Genomic DNA, 25,027 nt, shown 5'->3' on the forward strand with positions numbered 1-25,027 from the left:
CATGCTCGCCGAACTCCGCCCCTTCTTTGACCACAGCCGCCACCGGCTCCGGGTCTACGACCTCGACGCCCCGCTCGACGTCCTCGCCTTCGAGGGCAAGGAGGCGCTCAGCCAGCCCTTCCGCTACACCGTGGAATTCACCTCCAGCGAGCGCGACCTCCCCGCCGCGCGCCTGCTCGGCCGGGAGGCCAGCTTCAGCCTGTTGCCGCCGCCCACGCCGCTGCCCTTCGCCGGCCTGAGCCTGCCGCCGGTCAAGCCACTGCGCACCCTGCACGGGGTGATCACGGGCTTTCGCCGCCTTTCCGGTTCCAACGACGAAGCCCGCTACGAAGTCATCCTGCGGCCGCGCCTGGCGCTGCTCGAACAGGGCCGGCAATACCGCCTCTACCAGCACCAGTCGGTGCCGGAGATCGTCGAAAGCATCCTGCGCAGCCGGCATGCCCTCCAGGGGCAGGACTTCGTCTTCGACCTCAAGCGCGAGTACCCCAGGCGCGACCAGGTGATGCAGTACGGCGAAAGCGACCTCGGGTTCATCGACCGCCTGCTGGCCGAGGTCGGCATCTGGTACCGCTTCACCACCGACGAGCGCCTGAGCATCGACGTCGTCGAGTTCCACGACGACCAGCGCAACTACCAGTTCGACGTGCGCCTGCCGTACCGCCCGCCCTCCGGCACCAGCAGCAGCGGGCAGGACGCCGTGTGGCAGCTGCAATCCAGCCACCGCGTGGTGGAGCGGCAGCTGCACTTTCGCGCCTATGACCCGCGCGATGTCGACGCCTACCTGGAAGGCGAGGTCGACCAGACCCGCGGCGACACGACCACCTACGGCGAGGCCTACCACTACGCCGAGCCCTACACCGCACTGGGCGACGCCCTGGACCAGGACGAAGACCTGCAGAGCGAGAGCGGCTATTTTTATGCGCGCCTGCGCCACGAACGCTACCTCAACGCCCAGACCCACCTCGCCGGTGTCACCAGCAGCGCCGCCCTGGCGCCCGGCCAGGTGCTGCGGATCGACGGCGGCGCGCCGGCGGCCTTCGCCGACGGCGCCGTCATCACCCAACTGACCACCACCGCCGCCCGCGACCGCAGCTTCGAAGCCAGCTTCGACGCCATCCCCTACGCCGACCACATCTGCTTCCGCCCGGAGCTGAAAGACAAACCGGTGATCGCCGGCACCCTTCCGGCGCGCGTCACCAGCCCGCAGCCCGGAGACCGCTACGGCCACATCGACCTGGAAGGCCGCTACAAGGTCAACTTCCTCTTCGACCGCGACAGCTGGCCCGCCGGCGGGGAAAGCCTGTGGCTGCGCCTGGCGCGGCCCTATGCCGGCGACACCCACGGCCTGCACCTGCCGCTGATCCAGGGCACCGAAGTGGCGGTGGCCTTCGAGCAGGGCGACCCGGACCGGCCCTACATCGCCTTCGCCCTGCACGACAGCCGCCACCCCGACCTCGTCACCCTGAAGAACTACAAGCGCAACGTCCTGCGCACCCCGGCCAACAACAAGCTGCGGATGGACGACACCCGCGGCCGGGAACACATCAAACTCAGCACCGAACACAGCGGCAAGAGCCAGCTCAACCTCGGCCACCTGGTGGACGGCCAGCGGCCCCACCCCAACCGCCGCGGCGAAGGCTTCGAACTGCGCACCGATGGCTGGGGCGCCATCCGGGCCGGTAAGGGGCTGTTCATCAGCGCCGACGAGCAACCGCGTGCGCAAGGCCAGGTCCTGGCCATGCAGGAGGCTATCGCGCGCCTGCAGCAGGCCGGCGAGGAGATGCAGCAGCTCTCCTCCGATGCCCAGCGCGCCCAGGCCGATCCAGCGGATGTGCAGGCGCAACTCACCTTCATGCGCGAGCAGGTCGACGAGCTCAAGGCGGCCGTCGCGCTGCTCAGCGCGCCACAGGGCATCGCCCTTGCCAGCGGCAAGCACCTGCAACTGGCCGCCGGACGCAACCTCATCGCCAACGCCGGCCAGGACGCCGCCGTGAGCGTGGTCAAGCGCCTGTTCATCGGTGTGGGCGAAGGCTTGAGCCTGTTCGTACGCAAGCTGGGGATGAAACTCATCGCCAACCAGGGCGCGGTACGGATCCAGGCGCAGAACGACCGCCTGGAACTGCTCGCCCGCCACGGCCTGGACATCGTCAGCAGCGAAGACGAAATCAACATCACTGCCAAGAAGAAAATCATCCTCAACGCCGGCGGCAGCTACATCAGCCTCGACGCGAGCAGCATCGAATCCGGCACCCAGGGCGACTACCTGGTCAAGTCGGCGCACTTCGACCACCAGGGCCCCGCCACGCAATCCCCGCCATTGCCGGAACTGCCCCAACTCGGTGAATACCCGCGCAGCCACCAACGCCTCACAGACTTCTCGGGCTAAGTCGACGTATGCCCAGCAGGGACGAGCACTACCCCCATAACATGGACAGGAGAATGACGATTGTTCTTTTCCAACCTCTATGAAGCGATGAAGGACGAGTACCGGCGCTGGCGGGATGGAACGCCACCGCCGCCGACGCCGACGCCGCGACCCCGAACAACGCCGTCGACTGCTTCACCGTCTCCGTTGCTCCCCTCGCCAGCTCGGGTGCCCGTGCCGTTGTCCTCGGGTGACTTGCCGGCGGTGAAGAACTGGAGCCATCCGTTTGGCGATACGTCGTCCGTCTTCCAGCAGTTGACCACTCTGGCCAAGGCCCAGGCGGGCTACTTTCCGCTGGGCCGCAATGGTCTGTGGCATGGCGGGGTGCATTTCGACTCCGGCACGGCGGGCACGGTGGGTCCTGAAGGCCAAGGCTACGTGCGTTGCCTGGCCGATGGGGAAGTGATCGCCTACCGCATTCCCGAACAAACGCCCAAGACCCTGTTCTTCCCGGCACCGGGCGTCACGATAGAGGCCCCCTTTGCATCGGGCTTCGTGCTGGTTCGCCATCGCCTGGAGGCCCCCAGGATCGAGGGCGAGGCCGACACGCCCCCCAGCCTCATCTTCTACAGCTTGTACATGCACCTTGCCGATTGGGCGAGCTACCAGGCTGATACCGGTAAAGCGCGCCCGGCCTTCTGGTCCGAATCGAGCCGGTGTCGGGTCAAGATGACGGTCAAAGACGTACGCCCTGGGCACCCCGAAGAACGTGGCTTGAATCTTCGGCACTCGCCTTCCAGGGGCAAGGTCATTGGCTTCCTGCCGAAAGGCGCGACTGTCACCGTCAGTGGTGAAGGAGACTATCGGAAGGTCGAAGGCATCAAAGGGCCCGTGGAGCTGCAAAATCCGGACGGGACGCTGCGCGGATATGTCGGTTTCAGTGCCCTGAAAGACATGGGGGGCGGAGTCTATCGGGTCAACACGAGCAGAGACCCTCTCACCGTGCGCCCTGTACCCAACAAATCGGAGAGCGGGATTTTCAAGCTACCCATAGGTAGCGAGATCACGATCAGCGGCGAGGGCGAGTTCCGAAAGCTGGAGAGTGTCGTTCAGTACGCGCACTTTGCCTCACTGGAGAGCGAACGCGTACCGCAGTGTGGAAAGGTTGTGGTGCTGGAAAAGCCGTTCCCGATCAAGGCCGGTAGCTTGATCGGCCATCTCGGTCCCTACCAGGACAGCAAAGAGGAAGCGCCCCAAGAGAAACTGCACTTGGAAGTATTCGCCTGCGAAGACGTGGAGGCATTCTTCACGAAAAGCCGTGAATGGGCGGCTCGAATGCCCGAGAAGTACAAGACTTGGCTGAAGCTGGAGAAGGGAACGAAGGTCGTCGTTCACCAGGCAAGTTACAGCAAGACAACCCCGCCTAACTCTGCCCACCCCCATGTACTGAGCGGTGCCCCGCTACTGATACCGCGCGCTCTGCTGGATGGCCTACCAGCTGACCGCAAGATCACCGTGGCCGCTAGCCAATCCACTCAGGCCAGGAACTGGTATCGGCTGGATAACCTGCTGCTCGATGCGAATGGCGAGAACATTCCGATGGGGTGGGTGTGCGATGAAATCGGCGTAACGCCTTGGGTTAATCCATGGGCGTGGGACGGTTATGAGGTCATCTACAACAATGACCCGCCGCAGAACGCGCTGGCCCACTTCCTGCTCAATCTGGGCAATTACTTTGATGAGAAAGAACTGGAACAGTGGAAGCCGCTGGCTGACGCATCGGACAGAGGGCCAGTTAGGCAACGGCTACTCGACATCATCGATGCCAATGCTGATGGAACGATCACCGCGGCCGAAGTGCAAAAGGCGCTGAGTATTCCCGCCTACGCCCAGTCTATTTCTCAGTTGGTGATCCACAATGAAAGTGAGTGGTATTACCAACAACGGAAGTGGGATGCCTTGGACAAAGTTCTGGGACATACCGGATCGACGCCTATTTTGAATTGGGTGGCTGAGAAAGAGCGAATAAAGGAGTTGAGTTGGTGGGGCGAGGTTTCTGCTAAACGGATTTTGTCTGCTAATGGGGAAACTTATTGCCTGCATCCGTTGCCGCTGATCTTCATGTTTGTAAACGGATGCGCATGCGGTCGAGATATAACTAAAGACGAAATGAGAAGAATATCCCCCGAATCCTCCGAGACCGCAATTGATGCGCACCTTTCTTCCATTAATCAAGGCTTCAATAGGTTCGGTATTGTGACATGCCGGCAGAAGGCACACTTCTTGGCGCAAGTTCTGCATGAGAGCGATAAGCTTTATGCCGTTAGGGAGTATGGTGGAGAGGATGCGGCATATGCACCTTGGTTTGGAAGGGGTCTACTGCAACTAACTTTTAGAGCGAATTACGAGAAATATGGTGCTTATGTTGGGGATGACGTTGTTTCTTCAGATTTGGCTAGAGATAAAGTCGCTGCCCCGCCCCATGCAGCTCTGTCAGCATTTTGGTTCTATGCAAAATACAAAAACTTAGTAAGCGTCGCTGAAAGTGATGATCTGATCATGCTTACTGCGCGAATTAATGGGGGGTTTAACGGGTATGACGAGCGGTTGAAACATTTCAATTCAGCTTCTAAGGTTCTTGGAGGGGGGCATTTGAGTAGGCTTGAGAGTTCTGGGAAGTTTCCTTTTGAGTCAAGTGAGGCTTATAAAAATAAAATATATTCTTTGGCTTGGGGTATTTGGCATGACCCAGATAGAAGGGAGCGAGGAACCTCTAAAGATAGAAGCAAGTCTCTTGCTGGTTATAAGAGGGCAAAATTTCTCTTGTCGTTGAGCCCAATGAGTCTAGGTACGCCTAATTCTATGATTTATGGAATAAAGTATTCGGATGTTCAGGCGTTCATAGATAAAAGAATTGCGGAGCTAAATTTGGAGTGATTTATGATGGTGCTTCGGTTTTTGTTGTGCGCTATTTTTTTGATGTTTTCAGTGTGGGGAAGAGCGGAGGAGTTTGAAGTTAAATGTTTCACTTACCTGAAAAGTGACGGGGCGCCGATAAATCTTAAGTTCTCGACAATGTTTGTGGCTTCTGATAGGTACAGAATTGGATATGTTGTGTACGAAAAGCCAAATAAACCAATACTTTTGTATTATTCGGGTAGAGTTGAAAGAGTATTTGAAGAAGACAGGCCATTTGAGGTGACGACTAAATGGAGGGAAATAGTAGAGGGGCAGCCTGGTGGCGAGTATACGATCGTTTCTCAGGGGGCAATTATTTATAGTTTTTCGTACAAGTCGATATCTGGAGATGTTTTTGATTTTACTTACAACTCAAAGGCCACTGATATAGGGCGAGGGGAATGCAATTGGAGCGGCGATCACTAGTGACTGGAAAACCTTATAGAGTGCTGTTGCTTCTGTTGGGTGATTGTTCTTGACACATGATTTTTCCTAGTGCTTGCCGTAGTGGAGAACTCTCCGGATGGTGGTGCCTGCTTTTTTTTTGGGGGCTTCAGTGGTAGTGATGAGCTGCTTAAGAAGCAATTGGTGCTCAACGATTTTTGGATTGTTGATCTGTTGTTCGGTTGAGGGGGCGGGCTTTAAAGAGTATGAGGCCAAGTTTTCTAGCTCACAGGGAAAGTTAAGGGTAAAAATTGAAGGAGGTAGTTACTATCTTAAGAATGGAGTGGAGTGGGGTTTCCTTAAGTCTTTCGAGACTTTCGGGGGAGTGGCGATTCCCGTAATTTTCATGGATGCCAATAAGGACGGGTATACCGATGTTTTTGTGAAGGTTTATGACGGAAGGGTTGAGGGGTTTTATACTCTTTTTCTAGTCAGGCCGAGCGGAAATAATCTAGCCATCAGTGAGTAGCGATATATTTTTGGGAATCCGAAAATTGATAGCTCCGGATATTTGAGTAGTGCGGAGCATAGTGGCCCCTTTGTTAAGGTCGAGCAATATAGGGTTCGCGATGGAGAGATATATAGATATCTGGAGCGAAATCCTCTTGGTGCAGGTATTGAGCGGGTTTCTATATATAACCACTTCGGCGAGGTGGTTTCGGGCTCTGTGAAGTTTTCGGACTCTGATAAGTTGGCCTGTGCGCAAACTGTTGCAGCTAAGGCGTTTTTCTATTCGGAACCGACTAAGGAATTGAAAACAATGGCATATTTGGTTAAGGGTGACCTCGCCAGGATTATTGATTCGGCTTATGGTGGCGAGTGGTTAAAGGTTGAGTTTTCTAAAACAAAATCCGTGGCTGGCTGGCTGCATGCTAGTCAGGCAGTTGTTGGGGCTCCAGATACTTGCAAGGCAATAAATTGAGGTCTATGTGAGCTGGATGAAGTGAAACGTTTTCTAGAGTTTATTAAATAGTATAAAAATGCAGTAGATGAAAATTGAATCTGGCGGCTTGAGCAAGAGTTGATATCAATATATGGGCCGTCGAGAACCATGGATTCAGCTGTGGCTCGTTACAAGCACCTTCGTAACTTGCTATAGAGGTTGATGTGAAAAAAATAATATTTCTTGCATCGATAATGGTCGCTGGAAACGCCTCGGCTGATGAGGAGTTAGTAGGTATAGGCGGAAGCTTGAAATTCGAAAGTGAGGTCGATGGGGCGTTTGAAAGTGTTTATTTTAAACCAGGGGCAGGAAGGAAAGTGGCACCATTCGATATTGGGCTATTGTTTTATTACTCTCCAGAAGCTCTGTCGCCTGACAAGGCTAAGTCTGTTCTGCAGTTCTCTGAGTCAGGGGTTTTGGAAGATGATTCGGGTAATGCAGTTGGAGATCGCTCCAATTACATGTGCGCATTTGTGAGAATGACGGATGGCTGTGTTGTTCAAGTGGCTGAGGGTGAAATTTGTGGAGGGCAGTGGAATTCTTCAAGTGGCTGGGAAGCTTCTACTTACTCGAACGAAAAGATTATTTTTGAAGGCGGTCCCAGTGTGGCAGATCTATACAAAAAATACTCATCTAAAAGGAAAGTTCAATTAGCTGGGGGTAAGTCATTGGTTTCTTCGTATTTGCAGGAGGGGACTTCTATCGAGAATGTTTTCTCTTGTGATCCCCTTGATTCTAGCAATAAAGATGTCTATTTGAAATTGCTTGATGCTCTGCAAGAGGGTGGCGATTTGGAAAGCGCAACTAAAGTTAAGAGTCTTTTGAATTAGTTGGGTGTTTTGAGTTCTGTGAAATATTTTAAAAGGGATGCTCTCGCAGGAGGAATTATTCGAGTTGGTGGCGAAGTCACAGAGAGGTTGATACAGGCTCCAGGCGGAGGACTGGTTTAACTAGCATGGAGAATATAATACAAAAGTTCCCATGAATAACATGGCGGAGAATTACTGAGGATCCGGATCTGGTTTGTGATGTTCGTGTTGCAGTAAGAATTATGATGCTCGGAATTAGGGATGGTGGCTCTAGAGGTGGGTGCAATCTTGAACGGTATCTCGGGAATGGAAATTCAGATGACCATCGTGCAAGGCTAATAATAAATGGATGCATAGATGGAGATCCTGATAAAACGTCTGAGTTTTAATATTTTGCAAGGCTGTCCGAGGAAATATTGCATGAAGTTGAATTGTTTCTGTGGTTTTCTGATTGCGTTATTTTCTCTGCCAGTATTTGCAGGTGCAGCTTTGTGCCCCAATGGGAGAAATAGTGAGTGCGAAGTTCATTTAGAGGTTGAGGGCGAAAAAATATTCATCACCTCAGAGAGATACGGAAGAATCTTTGATCGCCCAGAGGAAATATCCGTTTCTGAGGGCTTTTCACTATACAGACTTGGGAGGAGGTATGCAGTGTTGAGGGAGGGCTTCAATAGTGGTAAGGACAAGACGATAGTCACATTTGATACGGATTTTGGTCATTTGACATATATGTACCTTTCCAGTGAGATTGATTTTGTTCACAACAAAAAATACTGGACAGGCTTCTACTGTAGTTCAGAAGGAAACGTGCTGCCAGGTAAAGAGAAACGTCCCTTGGAGTTGTTTTATGAGTCGGCATGCAAAAATAAATTGAAGGCTGGTTCGTCTGCTTATGAGTATGTTGATAAAGACATTTTCTTCTTTATTCCCTCGGTAAGCGAAAATGCGGTTAAAAGTATGAAGCTGGTGGCGTTGGGCGCAGATGGGGGTGATGGTGTAAATATTTTGGACTTTGGGTGCGTTGAGGGTTGCCCGAAACTAAATGATGGTTTGGATTTTACAGGAAGGATCAATGGCGAAAAAATAAAGATGAGCCTTGATTTTAATGAGGGTGGGGTTGTTGGGTATTATTATTATGATAAGTATAAGAAAAATATAGATCTCAATGGGGTTGTGATAGGGCGGCGCATTACTTTGCTTGCTGTAGACAAAAGTGGGCGGGTTATTGAAAAGTTTGGTGGGGAAATCAAAGATGGATTATTTAGTGGGCTCTGGGAAGGTCCGGCTTATGGGAAGAAGGTGGAGTTTGAGTTGTATTTATCGGTCATGTGAGCTCATGTAAGTGATCGTCGAGGAACCAGTTGTTGACTGCAAGATCAGATTGATAATGAGTAATTGGGGCGGATTCTGAAGTGAAAGGAATAATTCGAGTTGTTGACAAAAAGACTGGCGGCGGCATGGTTACTTCGGGATCTGTGGTGCAGTAGGTTTTTTAAATTGCTCGACATTTTGCAAGTAGGCGGGGATATGGATGGCGCTGCTAAAGTTAAGAATTCATTTGTCTGATTCGGTTTTTTAAATTTCACGAAGTATTTCAAGGAGATTTGTGTAAATGAAAGGAATCATTCGAGTTGGTGACAAAACCACTGGTGGCGGCACGGTTATTTCGGGCTCTGCTGTCATGAAGTTCCACGGAATTGGCGTGGCGCGGGTTGGCGATACCGTCAGTTGTCCGATTCCTGGCCATGGTCCGACGGTTGTCGCCGAGGGACATCCGGTATTCAAGGACCACGGCGTGCCAGTTGCCTTTCATGGCCATCGCTGTGCCTGCGGTTGTGTGCTTCTGACCTCGCTGCCTGAAGCGACGGCGAGCTGAGCATGCCGGTCAGGTTGGATAAGGTTCCCGTGGCCTTGGATGAGCCGTCGGCGCCTCGTGTCTGGCTGTGGGGGCTGTCGTTGCCGGCGCTCATGGCGTTGGGGGTAGCGCTGGCGCTTTGGTTGGGACCGGATGCGCTGGCGCAGTACTCGCTGCATTTTTGGTGGCTGGCGCTAGGGGCTCCCGTGCTCATCTGGTGTGGCGCGGTTTTTTGGCGTGGGCTGGTTTATCTCGGCCAACTGAGTGTCGTGGAAGGCTGGAACGAGGTGCGTGAAGCGGACCTGACGCAGCGGATGCGCCGAGGCCGGCGTTCACAGCAAGTATTGGCTGTCAGCTTGCAGACGGCCCTGCGCGCTCCGGAAACGGACGGTCAGGCGCAGCGGACTGCCTTGCTGGTGAAGAATGGCGGGGCCTTGCGTACGCAAGCGGGCTGGTGTGGCCAGCAGCGACGCCACAGCCGTTTGCCCTGGCTGGAGCATGAGAATGAGCACCAGTTGTTGCAGCGTGTGCTGTCGACCCTGTTGCGGGAGTTGGCAGATACGCTTGCTGCCTTTCCCCCTGATAGGCCCGTGTCGCTGTTGCTGGAAATGAACAGTGGGCTGTCGAGCCGGGTTACTGGTCAGCTGTGGCAGGAAGCCTTGAAGCAGTCGGGGATCCGTCAGGCAATGACGCGGATCGAAGGCTGTGGCCTGGCGGCCATCGATCACTGGCTGGACCAGTGTATTCGGGATCAGGCGCTTCTGTTGGTGGTGGCGATTCAGGTCGCACCGCCGACGATTGAGGGCTCTGCCGAGGCCGCCGTAGGGCTGCTGTTCGGTAATCGCCTGACGCAGGATGTCTTGGCGCCCAGAGCCTACCTGCACCGCCCGGAACGGGCGCGCGAGCCGACTCCGACGGGCGCGCTAAAGGCCGCTTTCCAGGCCTTGGACTGGGTGCCGTTGCCGGGCACCTCGATCGGACGAGTCTGGATCACGGGAGCCGATGCGACGCATGGCGCTGTGATTACGACCGTGATGGAGAAGGCTTCGTTACCTGCACAGGCTTCCCATGACTTGGGTGCACTCCTGGGTAATCCCGGCAACGCCGCTCCTTGGGTCGCCATTGCTGCGGCGGTGGAGGCGACGGCGGGCGAAGCGGTGCCGCATTTCATTTTCAGTGTTGATCGTGAAGAAGACGCGAGTTTGTGGTGTTCGGTCGTGATGCCGGCCGAGGTACCTGGGGAGTAGGGAAATCCGATGCGCACTGTAACTATCTGGGGACTGATCGGCCTGGTGGCCGTGGTTGGTGGGGGGATCTGTCTGCTGCTGTGGTGGTGGCCGGATCTTTGGGGTGTTAGCCCGGGAAGCGATCGGCAGGAGATCGCCTTGTGGTTGGCGTCGGGACTCTCGCTGTCGTTGGTGGCCCTGCTGGTGGCGTATTGGCAGATGGGGCGCAAGATCGGGCAATCGGGTTACCGGGAGCAGTTGGGCGACGATAGACCGGCCAAGCCTGCCCTGGCCTCGGATGGCACGAGCAATCAGACGGTCGCGGCTGAACTGCGCCAGCACCTGCGCGACACCTACGGCCTCTTCTGGCGCCGCCAAGTGCGCCTGCTGCTGGTGCTCGGCGAGCCCGACGAGATCAAGGCCATCGCCCCGGCCCTGGCCGAGCGGCAGTGGCTGGAGGGCGAGGGCGCCGTCCTGCTCTGGGGCGGCAGCGTGCAAGAGCGCTCGCACGAGGCGTTGCTGGAGCAGTGGCGCCAGCTGTGCCCACGCCGTCCGCTGGACGGCATCGTCTGGGCGCTGAATGCCCAGCAGGGCGCCGACCCCGAGCACCTGGGCCACGGTGTGCGCTGGCTGCAGCAGCTCACGCGGACGCTGCGCTGGCAGGCTCCGGTGCACCTCTGGGAGGTGCGCGGCAGCGCCTGGGCGCAGGCCGCGCGGCCGGTCGCGGCGGTGGGCTGCCGGCTGGCGCCGCGCGCCGGCGTGGCGCAGCTGCACGACAGCCTGGCCGGTCTGGTTCGGCCGTTGCGCGCCGCCGGCCTGGAGCAGATGCGGGGCGACAACCGCCACGACTTCCTGCTGCGCCTGGCCCGCGACCTGCAAGCCGAAGGCCTCGCGCGCTGGACCCAGGCCCTGGCGCCGCTGCTGTCGGCGCGAGACCTGGCGCTGCGCGGGCTGTGGTTCAGCCTGCCGCTGCCGGCGCCCAGTGGGCGCGGCGACACCCACGCCTGGCGGGCGGACCCGGCCTGGCGTGGCGTGCTGGACGCCGCCCTCGGCGGCCGGCCCCGTGGCTGGACGCCGGCGCGCGCCAGCACGGCGCTGCTGCTCGCGCTGATGGCCCTGTGGGGGCTCGGCCTGCTGCTGTCCTTCGCCAACAACCGCGCGCAGATCGCCGAACTGCAGGCCGCCCTGGCAACCCTCGACCAGCCGCGTGAGGGCGACGCGCAATGGCGCGCCCTCCACGAACTGGCCCGCGAGCTGGACCGCCTCGACTACCGCGCCGCGCGCGGCGTGCCCTGGTACCAGCGCTTCGGCCTGAGCCAGAACGACCGCCTGCTGGAGGCCCTCTGGCCGCGCTTCGTCGGCGCCGGCCAGCGGCTGCTGCGCGACCCGGCGGCGGCCCGCCTGGAAGCCGAACTGGCCGCGCTGATCCGCCTGCCGCCGGGCAGCCCGGAGCGCGCCGCCCGTGCGGGCGCGGGCTACGACCAGCTCAAGGCCTACCTGATGCTGGCCCGCCCGGAAAAGACCGACGCGGCCTTCCTCGCCCGTGCCCTTGGCGCTGCCGAACCGGCGGGCGTCAGCGCCGGCGTCTGGCAGGGCTTCGCGCCCGACCTCTGGCGTTTCTACGCCGAACACCTGGCGGCGCACCCGGAGTGGCGCATCCAGGCCGATCCGGTCCTGGTCGCCCAGGCGCGCCGGCTGCTGCTCGGCCAGCTCGGCCAGCGCAACGGCGAAAGCGCCCTCTACCGGCGCGTGCTCGACGCGGCGGCCAACCAGTACCCACCCGTGGGCCTGCGCCAGCTGGTCGGCGACACCGATGCCGAGGCGCTGTTCAGCAGCGCCGCCGAGGTGCCCGGGGTGTTCACCCGCCAGGCCTGGGACGGCCAGGTGCGCCAGGCCATCGACGCCATCGCCGCCGCGCGCCGCGAAGACATCGACTGGGTGCTCAGCGACGACCCGGCCCAGGTCGACGCCGAGCTGAGCCCCGAGGTGCTGCGCGAGCGCCTCACCGCGCGCTACTTCCAGGACTACGCCCGCGCCTGGCTCGACCTGCTCAACAGCCTGCGCTGGCGCCCGGCCGCCAGCCTCGCCGACGCCATCGACCAGCTCACCCTGATGACCGACGTGCGCCAGTCGCCGCTGCTCGCCCTGCTCAACAGCCTGGCCTACCAGGGCCGGGCCGGCACGCGCGGCCAGGCCCTGGGCGAGGCCCTGATGCAGTCCGCGCAACAGCTCATCGGCACCGACAAGTCCCCGGTCATCGAGCCGCAGGCGCCGATCCCGGCAGGCCCGCTGGCGGACAGCTTCGGCCCGCTGCTGGCCCTGCTCGGCCAGGGCGCCGACGCCAGCGGCAACGACGGCCGCCTGAGCCTGCAGGCCTTCCTCACCCGCGTCACCCGCGTGCGCCTGAAGCTCCAGCAGGTGAGCAACGCCGCCGACCCGCAGGCCATGACCCAGGCCCTGGCGCAGACCGTGTTCCAGGGCAAGAGCGTCGACCTCAGCGACACCCGCGCCTACGGCAGCCTGCTCGCCGCCAGCCTCGGCGCGGAGTGGGGCGGCTTCGGCCAGGCGCTGTTCGTCCAGCCGCTGGAACAGGCCTGGCAGCGCGTGCTGCACCCCACCGCGGCCGGGCTCAACCGCCACTGGCAGCGCGCCATCGTCGACCCCTGGGACAGCGCCTTCGTCGGGCGCTACCCCTTTGCCGCCACCGGCAGCGACGCCTCGCTGCCCATGCTCGGGCAGATGATCCGCGCCGACAGCGGGCGCATCGACCAGTTCCTGGCGCAACAACTGGGTGGCGTGCTGCGCAAGGAAGGCAATCGCTGGGTGGCCGATCCCGGCCACAGCCAGGGGCTGCGCTTCAACCCCGAGTTCCTGCGGGCGGTCAACCGGCTCGGCGAACTGGCCGACGTGCTCTTCACCGACGGCGGCCTCGGGCTGGAGTTCGAGCTGCAGGCCAAACCGGTGCGCGACGTGGTGCAGACCACCCTGATCCTCGATGGCGCCCGCCTGGAGTACTTCAACCAGCGGGAACGCTGGCAACGCTTCGGCTGGCCCGGCGTCCACGCCCACCCCGGCGCCAGCCTGACCTGGACCAGCGTGCGCACCGGCGAGCGGCTGTTTGGCGACTACCCCGGCACCTGGGGGCTGATCCGCCTGCTGGAGCAGGCCCAGGCCACCCCGCTGGACGACAACGGCAGCCGCTACCGCCTGGTGCTCGCGGCGCCCGATGGCCTGGGCCTGACCTGGTACCTGCGCACCGAACTGGGCGCCGGCCCGCTGGCGCTGCTGCAACTGCGCGGCTTCAAGCTGCCGGCGCAGATCTTCCTCGACGAGCGCACGGCGCCGCTCGCCCTGACCCGGACCGGAGCATTGCCATGAGCCTGACTTCATTGATCGCCAGTTGCCTGGGACCGCGCGATGCGCTGACGCTGGCGCGCCAGCAGGCGCCGGACTGGGGCCCCTGGCTACAGCCGATCGGCAAGGACTCGGCCGTGGGGGAGGACCCCGGTTACGACGACGACTTCCAGCGCATGCGTGAGGAGGTCAACAAGCTCTCGGGTGCCGATGCCGGGCTGGTGGCGCAGTTGGCGGAGAAACTACTCAAGCAGCGCTGCAAGGACCTGCGCGTGGCGACTTACTTTCTCTGGGCGCGTTTGCAGTCGGATGGCGAAGCGGGCCTGGCGGACGGCCTGAGCCTGCTGGCCGCCCTGGTGGAGCGCTTTGCCGATGGGCTTCTGCCGAGCCGACCCAACAGCCGGCGGATGGCGCTGGAGTGGCTGGCCAGCGGCAAGGTGCTGGCCAGCCTGTCGCTCTATCCGGAAGTGGTGAAGGCCGAGGCGGAGCGTACGGTGGCGGCGCTGGCCTGGCTGGAACAGGGCCTGGGCGCATGGCCGGAGGATCAGCGGCCGGCCCTGGGGGCCTTGTATGCCGCTCTGACGAGCCGGCTAGCCCAATCCGGCGGGGTGGATGCGCTGGTGCCGCAGAACAGCGCAGCCCACGAGACGACCGAACCGCGCAGCGCGCCGGCCGTTGCTGCCGTGAAGTCCGGTCGCGACCTGCTGGATGGCGGTCGGGCGCTGGCCGGTTATCTGCGCGCACAGCCGCTGGGCTGGCTGGCCGCCCACCGACTGATGAAAAGCCTGCGCTGGGACACCGTGCACCAGCCACCTCCCGAGGAGGCCGGCGGCAACACCCGCCTGGCGCCGCCGCGCAGCGACTACCGGGCGCAGCTCAAGCGGCTGTACCTGCAGCAGAGCTGGAGCGAACTGCTCGATCAGGTGGAGCGCATCTATGCCGAAGGCGTGAACCACTTCTGGCTCGATCTGCAGTGGTACCTGTGCCAGGCGTTGAGCAAGCAACCGGCGCCGCAGGACGGCTGGGCGGATATCGTCAAGCGCGATCTGGGCATGTTCCTCGACCGTCTGCCGGGCCTGGAAAACCTGCGCTGGAACGACGGCACGCCCTTCGCCGACGAGACCACGCGCGACTGGATCGCCCAACAGGTGAGCGGCAACCGCCCCCACCAGTGGCTGCCCGCCCCGGCCGCCCCGGCGGCATTGGAGGCCGACATCCTCGCGCTGGAAAGCGAAGCGCTGGCGCAGGCCGACAGCGATGGCGCGGAAGCGGCGCTGGTCTGGCTCGGCACGCGCCCCGGCGTGCAGACGGGACGCCAGCGCTGGTTGTTGCGCCTGCTGATGGCGCGGGTGGCCGAACAATGCGCGAAGAACGAGCTGGCCATCCATCTGCTGGGTGAGCTGGAAGCCACGGCGCAGCGCCAGGCATTGGCGGAGTGGGAGCCCGAGCTGACGTTCGAGGTCCAGGCTCGCCTGCTCAAGCTGCTGCGGCAGAAGTCCCAGCGCAACGATGCGGACAAGCTGGCGCTCGGGCGACGCATGGATGCGTTGCTGGCCGCATTGGTCGGCATCGATCCGGTACGGGCCGCCGTGCTCTGCGGTTGAAACTTTTACAGAACAGGATGCTTTTTTGTGGACATGGACAACCTGACGCTGCGCTATTTCGAGGCGGAGATGCGCTACCTGCGCGAGGCCGGGCAGGAGTTCGCCGAAGCCTTTCCCGACCGCGCGGCGCAACTCAACCTGGACCGGCCAGGCGCCCGCGACCCGTATGTCGAGCGCCTTTTCGAAGGCTTCGCCTTCCTTATGGGACGTCTGCGCGAGAAGCTCGACGATGATCTCCCGGAGCTGACCGAGGGACTGGTGAGCCTGCTCTGGCCGCATTACTTGCGCACCATCCCGTCGCTGTCGATTGTCGAGTTCGTCCCCGACCTGCAACAGCTGAAGCGCAGTGAGCGCGTCGATCAGGGCCTGGAGGTGCTGTCGCAACCCGTGGGGCCACAACGCACCCGCTGTCGCTACACCACTACCCAGGACCTGACCCTGCAGCCACTGGCTTTGGACTCGTTGCGCCTGGCCTACGAGCCGGACGGCCGCTCGGTGTTGCGCCTGCGTTTCGCCTGCGGCCCGCTGGCCGACTGGGAGCAGTTGGACCTGAGCCGCCTGCCTCTGTACCTGAACGCCGAGGCGCCGCTGGCCAGCGCGCTGCACCTGGCGCTGACCCGGCATGCGCAGGTGCTTTACGTACGTCTGCCCGGCCTGTCGGAGCGCCAGACGCTGGACGGTCATTTCGCCGCCAGGGGGTTCGCCGAGGACGATCGCTTGTGGCCCAAGGGCGATAGCGCCTTCAGCGGATATCAGTTGTTGCTGGAGTACTTCGGCTTCCGTGAGAAGTTCATGTTCGTCACCCTGCACGGGCTCGAGCGATTGAAGATTCCGGAAAACACACCCTGGTTCGAGCTGGAGGTGGTGTTGGCCGAAGCCTGGCCGCATGACTTCGTGCCGCGCGCCGAACACATCCGCCTGCACGCCGTACCGGTGATCAACCTGTTTCCGCTGGAGGCCGATCCGCTGCGCCTCGACCCGCTGCAAAGCGACTACCTGCTGCGGCCCATGCGCTTGCAGGACGGTCATACGGAGATCTATTCGGTGGACCGGGTCACCGCCACGAAGAACGCCGAGCGCGAGGACTACGTGCCCTTCACCAGCTTCCGGCACAAGGGCGGCATGCTGCGGGACGACGCCCCCGAGCGTTACTTCCATACCCGCCTCAAGCGCGGGGTGAACGGTTTGCACGACACCTGGCTGATCCTTGGCGGCGAGGGTTTCGATGTCGACCGGTTGCGGGAGAACGAAAGCCTGTCGCTGCGTCTGACCGGCACCAACGGCCAGTTGCCGCGCAAGGCGTTGCAGAGCACCTTGCTCGATACCCTGGTGCAGTCGACCCAGACCGGGTTGCGGGTGCGCAACCTGTGCGCGCCGACGTTGCCGTGCTACCCGCCCAATCGCGACCGCTTCCACTGGCGTGTGCTCAGTCACCTGGGCTCGAACTTCCTGCCCATGCTGGATAACGCCGAGGTGCTGCGCGGCACCCTGGCGCTCTACGACTGGACCGGCAGCGAGCTGAACCGCAGGCGCCTGGAGGCCATAGTCGAGGTTCGCCATCACCTGATCCAGCGCTTCGAGAAGGGCTTTCTGCTGCGCGGGGTGGATATCGAGGTCACGCTGGACGCCAACGGCTTTGCCGGCGAGGGCGACATCAGCCTGTTCGGTGAAATGCTCAACCGCTTCTTTGCCCTCTACGCCGATATTCACCTGTTCAACCAGCTCACGCTGATCCTTCAACCCACTGGAAAGTGCCTGCGATGGAACGAGAACCACAGTCAGCGTATTCCCGGCTGAACGCCAGCGGCTTGTTGCAGGCCCTGGAAGGGCGCGTGGCCGAAGCCAACCTGTACCGCTTCTGCCAACTGCTGGAGCGGGCGTTGCCGGATCATCCGGCCCTGGGCAGCACCACGCGCCTGGCGGATGATCCGGTGCGCTTTCGCCCGGACCCCGGAATGGGGTTCCCCGCAGGCGAGTTGCGGGCCATTGAAACCGAGGCGGAACACCCGCTGCGCCCGGCCACGGTGCGCACGCGCGTGCTGGGCCTGTACGGTGTGGATTCGCCCCTGCCGACCACCTACCTCGACGATATCGCGCAGCGCCGCGACGGGCACGAGGCATTGGCGGCCTTCCTCGATATCTTCAACCACCGCGTGTTCACCCAGCTCTATCGCATCTGGCGCAAGTATTCCTACCCGGCGACCTTCGAGGCGGGGGGCACCGATGCGACCTCGCAGTGCCTGCTGGGGCTGATCGGCTTGGGGATTCCCGGCACCGCCAATCATGTTGCGACGCCGATTTCCCGCTTCCTCGCGTTGCTCAGTGTCATGCGCCTGCCTACTCGCAATGCCGAAGGTGTGGTGGCGTTGGTGAAGTTGCTGGCGCCCCGGACGCGGGCGCGCGTGATACCGCACTGGCCGCAGCGCATACCGCTGGAGCGACCGGCCAGCTTGTCGACCCGCCATCCGGTGCGGCTGTCCCAGGGGACTCCGTTGGGTAGCGTCGGTCGCGACGCCAACAGTCAGCTGCTCCTGGCGTTGTTCACCGAAGACCGCGAGGAAGCCTTGGGCTGGTTGCCGGGCGCCCGGCTGCACGGTGATCTCCTGGTCCTGCTGCGCGTTTACCTCGGCTGGCGTTGCACGGCCCGCTTGCAACTGTCACTGCCGACGCACTGTCTGCCGCAGCCCGTACTCGGGCGGGCGTCGGTATTGCTCGGCATGACCGGGCTACTGGGGTTGGGCAGCAGCCGGCGAGCGGACGAGCAGGGCACCGTCACCATCGATCTGGGCCATTACCGGGGCCTGCGGAACAATCCCATGGAAAGAGAGGCACGGCATGTTGCGTACCGTTTTTAAACCCTTGCTGCCGGCCCTGCTGGGGACGCTGGTCGGAGGCTGCGGCTTGTACCAGGGCGTAGCGGACAGCTCGGCCTCCATTGCCAGGTCGGTATTCCACAAGCAGGTGAAAACCCTGCACCTGGACTTCAGCGGTCGCGCAGCGATCAACACCGACAACCAGGAGATGTCCGGGCTATCCGTGCCGACCCTGGTGCGCGTCTATCAGTTGCGTGACGGCAAGGCTTTCGAGCAGGCCGCCTATGACAGCCTGCTGACCGACAGCGACATCCTGCTGGGCGCCGACCTGCTGGAGGAGAGGGCCGTGCTGGTGAAGCCTGGCGAAGGCGCGCAACTGACCATGCCGATGGACGAGGCTGCGCAGGTCGTGGCGGTGGTGGCGTTGTTCCGCCAACCGGACATGGCGCGGAACAGCTGGCGGCTGGTACTGACCCGGGAAGAGCTGGACCCGGATCGCTCACGGGTGGTCGAACTGGCCGACAACCGCCTGGATCTGCGTCCGCAGGTCGAGGAGTGACCGATGGCCGAGGACAATCCATCGCTCTACGAGATGCTCCTGCAGAACTTCTCCGGGGAACTGGCACTCCACGAGGTGCGGGAGGAGGACCAGGCGATTCTGTCGGTACTCGACAACGTCCAGCGCATTCTCAACAGCCGGGCCGGTTCCCTCAGTCATTTGCCGGATTACGGACTTCCCGACATGAGCCAGATCCTCCAGGGGTTGCCCGCCGCTGCCCATGGCTTGATGGGCACCCTGACCCACACCTTGCTGAAGTACGAGCCACGTCTGGCGGCGCTGAGCGTTCGGCTGGAGCCGCAGTCCCAGCCGGGCTACCTGGAATACAGCTTCGACGTGAGCTTGATGAGTGGAGAGCAGGCGACCTTCGGAGCCAGCCTCGCGCCGCAGGGCAAAGTGCTGGTGCGCCACCTCAAACGGCAGAACTACCTGTCGCGGTAGCGCCAAAGGAAATGAGCGTCATGAGTGAGCTGGGAATGCGTATTGGAAACGATCCGCGCGGGCGCGGCGAATTCGTCGCGCTGTGCGAAGAACTGTCAAAACTGAATCATCCCGCCCGCCCGGACGTCGACTGGGACAAGGTCGAGCGGTGGTGCCGGGAACTGCTGAGGGACAGCGGTGGCGACCTGCAGACGGCGGCTTTCTTCGCTCTGGCGCTCGGTCATCGGCGTGGCCTTTCGGGGATGGCCGATGGTGTGGCGCTGCTGGGGCAGGTGCTGGGCGGCGGGTGGGAGCGCTTGTGGCCCCTGCGGTCGCAGGAGCGCACGGACATCCTCGCCTGGTTGTTCACGCAGATGCAGCCGCTGCTGCGTGGTCTGGAGGCCGGTGACGGCGAGTTGCCGGCGGCGCGTCGCCTGGAGGTGGAGCTGGACGCTCTGCAGGCCAGGCTGGGCGAACATCTGCAGGCGCCGCTGGCTCCTCTGCGAGCGTTGCGCCAGCAGCTCGCGACACTCGTCGGGCGCCTGGAGAGCAGCGTCGCGGCGAGTTCGCGGACAGGCCGCATCATCCTGCACATGCCCTTCGGCGGCCCCGTCCAGACCGTCAGGCAGGTGCAGGTGCCCAGCCCCGACCCAGCGACGCCCGCCGTCGTCGAACTGGAGATCGCCATGCTGCCCACAGTGGCCCGCCGTGGGCGACGGTGGCTTCCCTGGCTATCGGCGGGACTGGTTGCGGTCATGCTGATGGGCGCGCTCTGGTGGGGGTGGCCGTTTGCGAGGGGGAACGGGGTTGGTGTCTCGTCGCCGGACTTCGCTCAAGCCGGTGTTACCGGGCCGATACGGTTGGACAGCCGATTGCTGTTCGCTGCCGGCAGCGCCCGGTTGAAGCCGGAGTCGACCAAGGCGCTGGTCAATGCCCTGGCCAACATCAAGGCACAACCGGGGTGGTTGGTTGTCATCACCGGGCACACCGACGCCACGGGCGACGCCGAGCGGAACCTGCAACTCTCGCGCCTCCGCGCCGAGGCGGTTCGCGACTGGATGAAAAGCATGGGCGACGTGCCCGACGACTGCTTCGTCGTTCAGGGCAGCGGCTCGAGCCAACCGATTGCCGATAACGGAAGCGAGGCGGGACGAGCCGCCAACCGGCGTGTCGACATCAGCCTGGTGCCACAGAAGGGCGCTTGCCTGACCAAGGCGCCCTGAGGGCAGCAGTCGGTGACCCGGAGCTCACCGGGCTGCGATCTGGACTGGCACCCCATCGTTGGGCTTCGCAGGCTCGGACCAGCGTGGCCCGCACCAACCTACGGGGGACGTGGCTCGCTTTGCAAATGGGGTCGTTTGGGCCGGCTTAGAACAGCGCCATCTGCCGGTCGATCAGCGAGGCGAAGTCGTCGCCCACGAAGGGCAGGATGGCATCGGCCACCGGTTGCAGCTGGCGGGTCAGGTAGTGGTCATAGTCGATGGCCGAGCGGCGGGTTTCCAGCGGCTCCGGGCCGTTCAGGGTGATCAGGTAACTGATCCAGCCGCCATTCTGGTACTGGCGCGGGCGGCCCTGGCGGTCGTTGAATTCGTCGGCCATGCGTGCGGCGCGCACATGGGGTGGCACGTTGCGGGTGTAGTCGTCCAGTTGCCGGCGCAGGCGCTTGCGGTAGACCAGCAGTTCGTCCAACTCCCCTGCCAGGGTCTGTCGCACGTACTCGCGCACGTAATCCTGGTACGGCTGGCGCTTGAAGATGCGCTCGTAGAGTTCCTGCTGGAAGCGTTGGGCCAGGGGCGACCAGTCGGTGCGTACCGTCTCCAGGCCCTTGAAGACCATTTCCCGGCTGCCGTCCGCCCGCGCCACCAGGCCGGCGTAGCGCTTCTTGCTGCCTTCTTCGGCGCCCCGGATGGTGGGCATCAGGAAACGCTGGTAGTGGGTTTCGTACTGCAGTTCCAGGGCGCTTTCCAGGCCGTATTCCTGGCGCAGGTGCTCGCGCCACCACTGGTTGACGAGTTGTACCAGGCCGCGGCCGATGCGCGCGGCGTCTTCTTCGTCGTGGGCACGTTTGAGCCAGACGAAGGTGGAATCGGTGTCGCCATAGATCACGCTGTAGCCCTGGGCTTCGATCAGTTCGCGGGTGCGGCGCATGATCTCGTGGCCGCGCATGGTGATCGAGGAGGCCAGGCGCGGATCGAAGAAGCGGCAGCCGCTGGAGCCGAGTACGCCGTAGAAGGCGTTCATGATGATCTTCAGTGCCTGGGACAACGGGGCGTTGCGGTCGCGCTTGGCCGCTTCGCGCCCCTGCCAGACCCGCTCGACAATGGCGGGCAGGCTGTGCCGGGTGCGGGAGAAGCGGGCGCCACGGAAGCCCGGCACCGAATGCGCGTCGTCCGGCTGGCGCAGGCCTTCGATCAGGCCCACCGGGTCGATCAGAAAGCTGCGAATGATCGAGGGGTAGAGGCTCTTGTAGTCCAGCACCAACACCGATTCGTAGAGGCCGGGGCGCGAATCCATGACGAAGCCGCCGGGGCTGGCCTCGGGGCGCTTGTCGCCGAGGTTGGGCGCAACGAAACCCTGGCGGTGCATCAGTGGCAGGTAGAGATGGGTGAAGGCCGCCACCGAGCCGCCACTGCGGTCGGTGGCCAGGCCGGTGACCGTGGCGCGTTCGAGGAGGAAGTCGAGCAGCTCGGTCTTCTCGAAGATGCGCGTGACCAGCTCGCAGTCCTTGAGGTTGTAGCGCGCCAGGGCGGGCTTGTCCTCGGCGAACATGCGGTTGATCTCGTCCATGCGCTGGTAGGGCGTATCGATTGCCTTGCCTTCGCCGAGCAGCGTCTGGGCCACGCTTTCCAGGCTGAAGGAGGGGAAGCTCCAGGTGGCCGAGCGCAGCGCCTCGATGCCGTCGATGATCAGCCGCCCGGCGGCCTCGGCGAAGAAGTGGTTGTTGCCGCTGCCGTGCTCGCGCCAGACCATGGGGTCGCCGCCTCGGCCCAGGCGCAACGGCACTTTCAACTGCTCGGCGTGGGCCTGCAGCACGCGCAGGTCGAACTGCACCAGGTTCCAGCCGATGATGGCGTCCGGGTCGTGCTCGGCCAGCCACTGGTTGAGGGCTTCCAGCAGCTCGGCGCGGCTGTCGCGGTAGTCCAGCCGGAAATCCACGTCTCCGGCATCGCCGTTCGCCGTGCCGAGCATGTAGACCTGGCGCTGGCCGCAGCCTTCCAGGGCGATGGAGTAGAGTTCGCCGCGCTCGCTGGTCTCGATGTCCAGGGACACTAACCGCAGGCGCGGGCGGTAATCCGATGTTGGCTTGAGCTGGGCTTCCAACAGCACGCCGCCGGCGTCCGGGGTGCCGCCGAAGCGTACCGGCGCGGTGATGAAACGCTCCATCAGGTAGCGTTCCGGCGGGCGGATGTCGGCTTCGAAGACATCCACCCCAGCCTTGCGCAGCGCCTTATCCAGGCGCATCAACTGGCGGTGCTGCCTGCAGTAGAGGCCCAGTACCGGGCGGTGCTGGAAGTCCTGGAGGGCGAGGGGGCGCAGTTCCACGTCGCGCTCGCCGCGCAGCAGGGTTTCGGCGCGCTCGCGCTGTTCGGCGGGGATGAAGGCCACCGAGGTCTGGGCGGGCAGGCGGACTTGTCTCGGGCCGGCGTCGGTGGCCAGCCAGAATTCCACTTCCGTCCCCTCGGCCGTATCCCGCCAATGCCGGGTCAGGACGAACCCCTGCTGCAACTCCACCACGCTGACCTCGGAACCTTTTTCCACGGCGGGATTCTACTCGTCATCGTTTCGACGCGCGCGTCGGAGAGGCGCGGCCGTGCTGTCATGATCGACATCAAATACATTGTCTAAGCCATTGAATTGACAGCACACACCTTGTCCGAAGTGGCTTATTTTTCCTGGCCAGACGGGGGGTATTTCTTTATCCTCCGCGGCCTTTTTCATCCGTCCGGGAGACGATCATGCTGGACAACACCCTCGTACAACTCGAAGAACTCGTCAGCGAGCTGCTGCAACAGAACCAGGCCATCGCCGAGGACAACGCGCGCATCCGCGCCGAATTGCGCAAGGCCCGCGAAGAGAACGACAGCCTGCAACTGGCGATGATGGAGCAGGAAGAGAAGAACAACGCCGCCGCCGAACGCCTGCAGGCCCTGGTCCACCGCGTCAACGAGGGCCGTAGCGGCGTGAGTCACGCCAGCGCATGAACAGGGATGGCATCCGCGTACTGCGCATCCTGGGGCGCGAGTACAGCATCAAGGCGCCCCCCGGCGAGGAGCAGGTACTGCGGGATGCGGCGGCGATGTTGCAGGCGGAGATCGCCGCCAACAACAAGAAATTCCCCTATGTCACCGGCAGCGAGCTGGTGGTGCTTTCCGCGCTCAACCTGTGTGCGCGGCAATTGAACGGTCCGGGCAAAGCCCCCGAGGCCGATGACGTCACCCAGCGCCTCGCCGCGCTCAACCGGCGCATTCGCCAGCAGCTGGACGGTCCCGAGGGCTAGAAAGGAACGCGGGATGTGGCGGGGGTTGCGCCAGAGCGAAGCGAAACCCATCGGCACGGGACGATGGGTTTCGCAGGCTCTACCCATCCTACGAGGTTCGTAGCCGGTTGAAGTCCGCAAGATTGGTGTGGGAGAGCATTCATTCGCGAATGAATGCTCTCCCACAAAGTGGGCTGGGCGGGCTCAGCCGATGACGCGCAGGATGTCGGCGCGGTTGATCTCGGTGCGACCGTCCTCGTACCACACCGGGATGGCTTCCTTGAGTAGTTCCTTGTCGCCATCCAGCCTGAACGGCTGGGTGTAGCGCTTCTTGCGGTAGGCGTAGATGTAATAGGTGCCATCGCGGTAGAGGATGCGGTCGAAGGTGTAGAAGCCGATGTGCGAGCCGTTGCAGCGCGCGGTCAGCACCACGTCGCCTTCTTCGTAGGGCAGGGCGCCCTCGGCGCATTCGTAGGTGAAGAACTCCCGCACATCGTCCCAGGCCACGCCGTCGCTGCTCGACTTGAGGTGGTCGCGCGCTTCGTCCTCGGACTGCTGCGAGTGGTCGCTGTACCAGATGAACAGCGGGATGCTCTGGTTGATGTCATCCCCCAGCCATCCCTCGCTGTCCAGGTACTCGGCGGTACGCGCCAGGCCGGCCTGCATGCGGCGGTGGCTCTGCTTGTAACTGTCCAGCGCATCCTCGAAGGCCTGGGCGTGGCTGCAGGGCAGCACACCCTCGGTGGCCTTGAGGGCCTGGACCCGCGCCAGGTAGGCGTCGTACAGGGCCGCATCGGTAATGACCGTGCAGGTGTCGCGCACCAGGCTGACGCCCACCTGGGTCAGGTTGGCGCTGCCCAGGATCACCACGTCCGGCTCCACCAGGTAGAGCTTCCAGTTGACGCTCGCCTGGTAGCGGAAGTCCACCGACAGGGCCAGGGCGGGGTTCGCCTCGTTGATGCAATGTTCGATGAAATCGGGAGAGGTCAGCGAGTTGATGGTGCCGACCAGGATATCCAGTTGGTTGTCGTTCTCGACCAGCAGATCGATCAGGGGCTCGGTGCCGCTGGCGAAGGCGGAAACTATCGTGATCTTCCTTCCGCTCAGTTCGCCCAGATAGGTTTCAAGGCTGTCTTCGTAATCCAGAATTTCCATACAGTCTCCAGCGACATCTTTTCTGCAATTTCGGCATTTTCGCAC

The 25,027-nt window shown here is 62.2% G+C and carries 19 protein-coding genes; 17 read left to right on the forward strand and 2 right to left on the reverse strand.

Features of this window, described 5'->3' with window-relative positions:
- The first annotated feature begins 1 nt into the window (after window position 1).
- The 15 genes from PJW05_RS12130 to PJW05_RS12200 all read left to right on the forward strand — a co-directional run bounded on the left by PJW05_RS12130 (window position 2) and on the right by PJW05_RS12200 (window position 20,573).
- Window positions 2-2,386: a type VI secretion system Vgr family protein gene (locus tag PJW05_RS12130; protein ID WP_271411943.1), complete on the forward strand. Its 2,385-nt coding sequence runs from the start codon at window positions 2-4 to the stop codon at window positions 2,384-2,386.
- A 60-nt stretch (window positions 2,387-2,446) separates the two neighbouring features.
- The gene (locus PJW05_RS12135) at window positions 2,447-5,302 is read left to right on the forward strand and encodes a hypothetical protein (RefSeq protein WP_271411944.1); all 2,856 of its coding nucleotides are present in this window, start codon (window positions 2,447-2,449) and stop codon (window positions 5,300-5,302) included.
- 3 nt (window positions 5,303-5,305) lie between these two features.
- The gene (locus tag PJW05_RS12140) at window positions 5,306-5,749 is read left to right on the forward strand and encodes a hypothetical protein (RefSeq protein WP_271411945.1); all 444 of its coding nucleotides are present in this window, start codon (window positions 5,306-5,308) and stop codon (window positions 5,747-5,749) included.
- 685 nt (window positions 5,750-6,434) lie between these two features.
- Window positions 6,435-6,689, forward strand: a complete 255-nt coding sequence (locus tag PJW05_RS12145) for a hypothetical protein (protein WP_271411946.1) — start codon at window positions 6,435-6,437, stop codon at window positions 6,687-6,689.
- A gap of 185 nt (window positions 6,690-6,874) precedes the next feature.
- Complete coding sequence (locus tag PJW05_RS12150; RefSeq protein ID WP_271411947.1) at window positions 6,875-7,540, forward strand: hypothetical protein; 666 nt, start codon at window positions 6,875-6,877, stop codon at window positions 7,538-7,540.
- 399 nt (window positions 7,541-7,939) lie between these two features.
- Window positions 7,940-8,851: a hypothetical protein gene (locus tag PJW05_RS12155; RefSeq protein ID WP_271411948.1), complete on the forward strand. Its 912-nt coding sequence runs from the start codon at window positions 7,940-7,942 to the stop codon at window positions 8,849-8,851.
- A gap of 280 nt (window positions 8,852-9,131) precedes the next feature.
- Window positions 9,132-9,395: a PAAR domain-containing protein gene (locus PJW05_RS12160; protein WP_271411949.1), complete on the forward strand. Its 264-nt coding sequence runs from the start codon at window positions 9,132-9,134 to the stop codon at window positions 9,393-9,395.
- Between the two features lie 2 nt (window positions 9,396-9,397).
- Window positions 9,398-10,621, forward strand: a complete 1,224-nt coding sequence (locus tag PJW05_RS12165; RefSeq protein ID WP_271411950.1) for a hypothetical protein — start codon at window positions 9,398-9,400, stop codon at window positions 10,619-10,621.
- Window positions 10,622-10,630: 9 nt separating this feature from the next.
- Complete coding sequence (locus tag PJW05_RS12170; protein ID WP_271411951.1) at window positions 10,631-13,978, forward strand: ImcF-related family protein; 3,348 nt, start codon at window positions 10,631-10,633, stop codon at window positions 13,976-13,978.
- Window positions 13,975-15,558 carry a type VI secretion system protein TssA gene (gene tssA, locus PJW05_RS12175; RefSeq protein ID WP_271411952.1) on the forward strand — a complete coding sequence of 528 codons (1,584 nt, stop codon included), beginning with the start codon at window positions 13,975-13,977 and terminating at the stop codon, window positions 15,556-15,558. Before PJW05_RS12170 ends, tssA begins: the two co-directional genes overlap by 4 nt.
- Window positions 15,559-15,585: 27 nt before the next feature.
- Window positions 15,586-17,355: a type VI secretion system baseplate subunit TssF gene (gene tssF, locus PJW05_RS12180; RefSeq protein WP_271411953.1), complete on the forward strand. Its 1,770-nt coding sequence runs from the start codon at window positions 15,586-15,588 to the stop codon at window positions 17,353-17,355.
- Window positions 17,319-18,413, forward strand: coding sequence for a type VI secretion system baseplate subunit TssG (tssG, locus tag PJW05_RS12185; RefSeq protein WP_271411954.1), 1,095 nt, complete (start codon window positions 17,319-17,321; stop codon window positions 18,411-18,413). Before tssF ends, tssG begins: the two co-directional genes overlap by 37 nt.
- Window positions 18,394-18,930, forward strand: coding sequence for a type VI secretion system lipoprotein TssJ (gene tssJ / locus PJW05_RS12190; protein ID WP_271411955.1), 537 nt, complete (start codon window positions 18,394-18,396; stop codon window positions 18,928-18,930). Before tssG ends, tssJ begins: the two co-directional genes overlap by 20 nt.
- Before the next feature lie 3 nt (window positions 18,931-18,933).
- On the forward strand, window positions 18,934-19,371 hold the full coding sequence (tssE, locus tag PJW05_RS12195; protein WP_271411956.1) for a type VI secretion system baseplate subunit TssE: 438 nt from the start codon (window positions 18,934-18,936) through the stop codon (window positions 19,369-19,371).
- A 20-nt stretch (window positions 19,372-19,391) separates the two neighbouring features.
- The gene (locus PJW05_RS12200; protein ID WP_333908721.1) at window positions 19,392-20,573 is read left to right on the forward strand and encodes an OmpA family protein; all 1,182 of its coding nucleotides are present in this window, start codon (window positions 19,392-19,394) and stop codon (window positions 20,571-20,573) included.
- Between the two features lie 145 nt (window positions 20,574-20,718).
- On the opposite strand, the gene PJW05_RS12205 is transcribed toward PJW05_RS12200, so the two are convergent.
- On the reverse strand, window positions 20,719-23,082 hold the full coding sequence (locus tag PJW05_RS12205) for a DNA polymerase II (RefSeq protein WP_271412211.1): 2,364 nt from the start codon (window positions 23,080-23,082) through the stop codon (window positions 20,719-20,721).
- 224 nt (window positions 23,083-23,306) lie between these two features.
- Here PJW05_RS12205 and PJW05_RS12210 point away from each other — a divergent pair, with 224 nt between their 5' ends.
- Both PJW05_RS12210 and PJW05_RS12215 read left to right on the forward strand, forming a co-directional pair.
- On the forward strand, window positions 23,307-23,552 hold the full coding sequence (locus PJW05_RS12210; RefSeq protein WP_271411958.1) for a hypothetical protein: 246 nt from the start codon (window positions 23,307-23,309) through the stop codon (window positions 23,550-23,552).
- On the forward strand, window positions 23,549-23,848 hold the full coding sequence (locus tag PJW05_RS12215; protein ID WP_271411959.1) for a cell division protein ZapA: 300 nt from the start codon (window positions 23,549-23,551) through the stop codon (window positions 23,846-23,848). Before PJW05_RS12210 ends, PJW05_RS12215 begins: the two co-directional genes overlap by 4 nt.
- A gap of 183 nt (window positions 23,849-24,031) precedes the next feature.
- On the opposite strand, the gene PJW05_RS12220 is transcribed toward PJW05_RS12215, so the two are convergent.
- Window positions 24,032-24,982, reverse strand: coding sequence for a hypothetical protein (locus tag PJW05_RS12220; protein ID WP_271411960.1), 951 nt, complete (start codon window positions 24,980-24,982; stop codon window positions 24,032-24,034).
- Between the last annotated feature and the right edge of the window lie 45 nt (window positions 24,983-25,027).

Source organism: Pseudomonas sp. Q1-7, from assembly GCF_028010285.1.
Classification (GTDB): Bacteria; Pseudomonadota; Gammaproteobacteria; order Pseudomonadales; family Pseudomonadaceae; genus Metapseudomonas.